Source organism: Arthrobacter alkaliphilus (genome assembly GCF_021483235.1).
GTDB lineage: Bacteria > Actinomycetota > Actinomycetes > Actinomycetales > Micrococcaceae > Arthrobacter > Arthrobacter alkaliphilus.
This window is the reverse complement of the sequence record NZ_JAKEEC010000030.1, coordinates 44,851-50,850: the sequence shown is the minus strand read 5'-3', so window position 1 is coordinate 50,850 and position 6,000 is coordinate 44,851. Positions and strand designations below refer to the sequence as shown.

Sequence of the window (6,000 nt, the reverse complement as noted above, 5' to 3'; positions counted from 1 at the left end):
CTAAATGCCAATCCCGAAACCACCGTTAAACGGACAGTCCCATGGCGGGGACTATCTCGTTAACGGTGTATCCGGCGGTTTGTTTTAGAAGTTTTCAGCTGCCGGGAATCGGTCGCTGAAAGTGATGGCGAAGGCGTTCAAAGCGGGCTTCCAGCGCATTGTCCATCGGGTCCTGCCGGCACCGGTCGGATCGAGGGATCGGGTGACCAGATACAGGCACTTTAGCGCAGCCTGCTCGGTCGGGAAGTGACCACGCGCCTTCACTGCGCGCCGGTACCTGGCGTTCAATGATTCGATGGCGTTAGTCGAGCAGATCACGCGCCGGATTTCCACGTCGTAGTCCAGGAAGGGGATGAACTCCTCCCAGGCGTTCTCCCACAGGCGCACGATCGCCCCGTATTTCCTACCCCAGCGCTCCGTGAGCTCCTCGAACGCCGCTCGCGCGGCCGCAGCGTTGACAGCGGTGTAGATCGGCTTCACGTCGCGTTTGAGGGCGTCCCAGTCCTGCTTCGAGGCCAGCCGGAAGGTGTTCCGAATCAAGTGAATAATGCACGTCTGCACCGTGGTCAGTGGCCACACGTTCCCCACGACCTCGGGCAGGCCCTTGAGCCCGTCGCAGACCAGGAAGAAGCTGTCCCTCACGCCGCGGTTCTTGATGTCGGTGAGCACGCTCATCCAGAACTTGGCGCCTTCCCCGCCAGTCCCGGCCCAGAGGCCCAGGATGTCCTTCTCGCCCGCGAGGGTGACCCCGACGGCGGCGTAGACGGGCCGGTTGGCGACCTGCCCGTCCCTGACCTTGACCACGATCGCGTCGATGAAGATCGCGGCGTAGACCTCGTCCAGCGGCCGGTTCTGCCACGCCGCCATCTCCTCAAGCACCCTGTCGGTAATCCTCGAGACCGTCTCCTTTGAGACCGAGGCACCGTAGATCTCCGCGAAATGCGCGCTGATCTCACCGGTCGTCAGGCCCTTCGCGTAGAGCGAGAGAACCATCTCGTCCACGCCAGTCAGCCGCCGCTGGCGCTTGGCGACGATCTTCGGTTCGAACGTGCCGTCCCGGTCACGCGGAACGTCAATCTCCACCGGGCCTGTCGTCTCCGTCAGCACTGTCTTGGGCCGCGTGCCGTTGCGCGAGTTGGCGGTGTCCTTGGCCGCCGTGTCATGCCTTTCGTAGCCCAGATGCTCGGTCAACTCCTCGTCCAGGGCCGTCTCAATGACGGTCTTGGTCAGCATCTTCAGCAGCCCGTCAGGCCCGGTCAGGGACAGGCCCTGCTCTTTGGCCATCCTCACCAGTTCGCGGGCGGCCTCGACCTCGGATTTTTCTGTCAGTTTTTCAACGGTCTTGGTACTCGGCACAGCCTCAAGTGTCGCGGCCATATCGGGCTCCTCCCCGCCAGGCTCACCGCCCGGCGTGTCGAGCCAGATACACCCTTAATTCCACAGTCCCCGCAGACCTTGGAATGTAGAACGGATTTAATTCGTCAGAGGGACGGTGCGTGGCCTGAGCCGACCGATGCTGGTTATGCGTTGGATTCTGAGCTTCAGGAGATCCTTGCAGTGAACCGTGAGTTGATCTGCGGGGTGAGTTCGGCGGCAAGAACGTGCCGGGAGTTTCAGTCAGAAGTCGGTCCTGCTGACATTGGCGTTGTTGACGTTACAGGGGATGTGACTCTTGCTGAGTGCAAGCGTGCCTCTAATCGTCAGATCCGTCGCGAGGTGGTGGCACTGATGGTCGACTACGCGGCCCGGCTCTGGGGCATGGATGCTGAGGATTTCGATGCCCGCTGGCGTGCTCGGACGTCTGAGGTGTTGTTCGATCAGGGCGATGACGGCTTTTAGCTGAACACGATGCCAGGTCCGGGTACGTCCGTGATCGCTGTGGAGTAAGCGCAGCTGAGGGGGAGTGCTCGCTATTCAAGTCCCACCAGAGCGAACCGGGTGGTACCAATTATTTAGTAATCATGCTTACTATTGACCGTCGCTAGGCACGTTTAAGGGGACACCGCTCACTGGGGGCAGTGGAACCGTGCCGGAAACTGGAGCCAATCGTGAGTATTGAATCTGCCGACAACGGGCTGTCCAACGAGGAACTGATGGCGGAAGGGGCAACCCCGCTGCCGGACAAGGAAGTCGCTTCCGTCCTGGACCTGAACGCCGACCTCAACCTCGGCATTAGTGCCGCTGCCCCGATTGACCTCGGCGTCGCAGCCAACGCCAACGTCGCGGCCCCAATCAACGCCGCCGCTTCTGCCAACGTGCTGTCCTTCGGATCCGGATCCGAAGCGCTTGCCAACCAGGGCACTCTGATCCACCAGGGCATCACCGGAGACGCCACCGCCCACACCGTGCAGGACAGCGGCATCGACCAGGGCAGCGCTGCGCCCGCAGGCGGCAGTGGCACCGCTCCCGCCGCCGGCCCGACGACAACGGACCCGGCCACCGCGGGAGCAACGGCGGGCGCGACCCTTCCCGCGGGTACCACCAGCGGGGCCCTCCCCGGCGGGGTGCTCCCGGCAGGAAGCACCCCGGATCTGGGCACGACAACGGCAGGGGCTGCAGGTGCCCTGAACGGCAACCTGCTCAACGTTGACGTCAACCTCGATGCAAATGCCGGCATTGCCGCCCCCATTAACGGCGCAGTCGCCGCCAACGCCAACGTTGCCGCCCCGATCGACGCCGCAGTCGGCGCCAACATCGGCTCGATCGATAGCAATGCGATCGCGGGCGCCCATCAGGATGCCATCATCAACCAGGACATCAACGGCAACGCCACAGCCGGGGCCCAACAGCAGTCCACCATGAAGCAGTAGCCAGTCAATGACCAGCATTCAAGGCGGGCCGTCCCTCCCGGACGGCCCGTCCGCCCCTGCCCCGGAATCCGCAACATCAGCCACCCTGCCGGCGCCCGCGCTGGCCGACGGCGTCCAGCTGATCGGCGAGACCAAGGGTTCCGGCTACAGGCAAGCCCCGTCACTGGTTCGGCGCGCCGACGGCCAGACCATCCAGCTGACCCGGCTGCTGTACCTGATCCTTGAGGCCGTGGACGGCAACCGCGGTCTGGAAGAGATCGCGCAGCAGGCCGGGAGCGCCTTCGGCAAGCAGGTCAGTGCCGCCAACGTGCGGACCCTGATCGACACCCAGCTGCTCCCTTTGGGACTGCTCCGGCTGGCCGATGGCTCTCAGCCCCAGGTCCGCAAGGCCAACCCGCTGCTGGGCATGCGGTTCCGCTACTCCGTCACGGACCCCGAACGCACCCGAAAGATCACGGCACCGTTCGCCGCACTGTTCAACCCGCTGATCGTCATCGCTGTGACCGCCGCGTTCCTCGTCATCTGCTGGTGGGTGCTGATGGTCAAGGGGCTTGCGTCCGCCACGCACGAGGCCTTCGCCAACCCGGGCTTGGTCCTGCTGATCTTCCTGGTCACCATACTCTCTGCGGGTTTCCACGAATTCGGCCACGCGGCGGCCGCCCGACGCGGCGGTGCGACCCCCGGTGCAATGGGCACCGGCCTGTACCTGATGTGGCCGGCGTTCTACACAGACGTCACCGACTCCTACCGGCTGGGCCGGGCCGGCCGGATCCGCACGGATTTGGGCGGCCTGTACTTCAACGCGATCGTCGCAGTGGCCATCATGGGACTGTGGTGGGCTACCGGTTTTGACGCACTTCTGTTGGTAGTGGTGACACAGATTCTGCAAATGGTCCGGCAGCTGATGCCGATGGTCCGCTTCGACGGCTACCACATCCTCGCCGACGCCACCGGCGTGCCCGACCTTTTCCAACGGATCAAGCCGACGCTGTTGTCACTGATCCCTTGGCGCAAACCGGACCCACAGGCACAACTGCTCAAGCCCTGGGCCCGCGCCGTCGTCACTGTCTGGGTCCTGGTCACAGTGCCCTTGCTGGTCTTCAGCCTGGCCACCATGGTCCTCACCCTGCCCCGCGTCGTCGGAACGGCCTGGGACAACGGCGGGAAACAACAGGCCGCGCTGGCTCACAGCCTGACCTCCGGGGACCTGGCGGACGCCGCTGTGCGCGTGCTCTCGCTGGTCTGCATCGCCCTGCCGGTGGCGGGCATCTTCTACATCCTGGTTCGACTGGGCCGCCAAGTCATTACCGGCCTGTGGCAAAAGACCCGGGGCAAGGCCTGGCAGCGCGCCGCTGCCATGGTCGCCACCGCAGCCGTCACGGCCTGCCTGGCATGGGCTTGGTGGCCCGGCGCCGAAACCTACCGCCCGGTCCAGCCCTACGAGCGCGGCACACTTGCCGACGCCACCACCACGATTTTCCCGATGACTGCCGGCCATGACCTAAGGCAGGGCCAGGCCGGACGGACCGTGGCCCTCTGGCCGCAAGGTGCCCGCAAACCCACCCGGGACGAGCCGCAGCTGAGCATGGTTCTGGTCCCGCATACCTCTTCGGCGACACCCACGGCCTCCGGCGCAACCACCGCGGCCCCGTCCTGGGTGTTTCCCTTCGACAAGCCCGCGGCGCCCGAAGACGGCGGCAACCAGGCCCTCGCCGTCAACACCAAAGACGGATCCGTCGTCTACGACGTCGCCTTCGCCCTGGTCTGGGCCGAAGACGGTGAGGACGTGCGCAACACCAACGAGGCCTACGCTTTCGCCAACTGCAAAGACTGCGCTGCCGTGGCGGTGGGTTTCCAAGTGGTCCTGATCGTAGGACAGGCCAACGTAGTGGTTCCCGAGAATCTATCCGCCGCCGCCAACTACAACTGTGTCCGGTGCCTCACCTACGCCCTCGCTAACCAGCTGGTCCTGACCCTTGACGGGCCACTGAGTGCCGAGGGCATGGCCAAGCTGAATGCGCTCTGGCAGCAGATCGCCGAGTACGGCAGGAACCTGCAGAACGTGCCGCTGTCTGAAATCCAGGGGAAGCTGGAGGGCTTCAAGAAACAGATCATGGAGATCATCCAAGCCGATCCCAGCGCCAACCCACGCGGGGCCGGGACCACTGCACCAACATCGCCGGCCTCCCCGGGGCCAACGCAATCCGCGGGCCAGTTCTCGACCCCAACTCCAGGGACAACGGCACCTGCGTCCGGGGGCGAAACGGCGCCGCCCGCACCTGCGGCTCCGGCGCCGGCTCCAAATCCAACGGCAGCCACCGGCTCAGGTCAGACGACCGGCGTTCCCACTGCCCCGGCACCCGGGCCGGCCTCGCCCGGCCCGGGCCTGCAAACGGGAGCACCGGCACCCACTGGAACCACGGCACCCACACCGTAGCCACAACCTTCGGTTCCCAACAGACCCCAAAAGCAAGCCGTTTAGGACCTTGGCGGAGATCATCTTCGACCTCGGTCGGGCGAACGGCCGGAAGCCGGGAGCCTCGTGCCTCTCGCCTTGGATGGCGTCGTTAGGTTCGGGCTTGGTCGATATCCGGAAAGGCTCCGGCCGGAGTGCGATCGTGAATCAGTAAACCTGCATGTAGTCCCAGCGATCCCGGCATTCATTGGAGCAGAAACGGGACTTTGATCTGCCCGGAAGGGGCTCCTGGCAGAATCTGCAGACACGGGCGGGCATGGGGAACCATAACAGGCGTGCAAGCGCTTTGCCCTCGACGTCAGAAGGGACGGGAGCACCGCCACCCGGGCATGATGGGGGTCCCAAGTGGCGATGCACTCCAAAGCTACCAAGCACTCTCGGCTTTTTCGCCGGATATTTACGAAATCTTTATGATCAATACCCAGCTTTCATGCCACCGACGGAAGTCCCAGTGTTCGCTGGTCCATCGCTATCGCCACGGAACGTAGTGCGGCCCAGCGATCCTCTTCCCTGGTTTGAAAGGCTTGGGGCCAGCTCTTCTCGGGAAGGCGGCGGCTCCTCGAACACGGACGTAATGCACCCTCGAAGTACTCAACGGCTGCCAGTGCCACCGCCGAGGTAACGCCGCTGGGACCGTTCGGCCAGATCGCCTGAGCTTCTCCCGATACATGAAGCCCACCGGCTCTAATCCCGATGTCGCAGGCTTGTTCAGCA

The 6,000-nt window shown here is 64.4% G+C and carries 4 protein-coding genes; 3 read left to right on the top strand and 1 reads right to left on the bottom strand.

Annotated features, from left to right (window positions below):
* Positions 1-84: 84 nt before the first annotated feature.
* Positions 85-1,377 carry an IS256 family transposase gene (locus L0B83_RS17175; RefSeq protein ID WP_234759767.1) on the bottom strand — a complete coding sequence of 431 codons (1,293 nt, stop codon included), beginning with the start codon at positions 1,375-1,377 and terminating at the stop codon, positions 85-87.
* Positions 1,378-1,527: 150 nt separating this feature from the next.
* On the opposite strand from L0B83_RS17175, the gene L0B83_RS17170 reads away from it, so the two are divergent.
* The 3 genes from L0B83_RS17170 to L0B83_RS17160 all read left to right on the top strand — a co-directional run bounded on the left by L0B83_RS17170 (position 1,528) and on the right by L0B83_RS17160 (position 5,247).
* Complete coding sequence (locus tag L0B83_RS17170) at positions 1,528-1,839, top strand: hypothetical protein (RefSeq protein ID WP_234759766.1); 312 nt, start codon at positions 1,528-1,530, stop codon at positions 1,837-1,839.
* 209 nt (positions 1,840-2,048) lie between these two features.
* Positions 2,049-2,810: a peptidoglycan-binding protein gene (locus tag L0B83_RS17165; RefSeq protein WP_308194015.1), complete on the top strand. Its 762-nt coding sequence runs from the start codon at positions 2,049-2,051 to the stop codon at positions 2,808-2,810.
* A 7-nt stretch (positions 2,811-2,817) separates the two neighbouring features.
* Complete coding sequence (locus L0B83_RS17160) at positions 2,818-5,247, top strand: hypothetical protein (RefSeq protein WP_234759765.1); 2,430 nt, start codon at positions 2,818-2,820, stop codon at positions 5,245-5,247.
* Positions 5,248-6,000 lie beyond the last annotated feature (753 nt).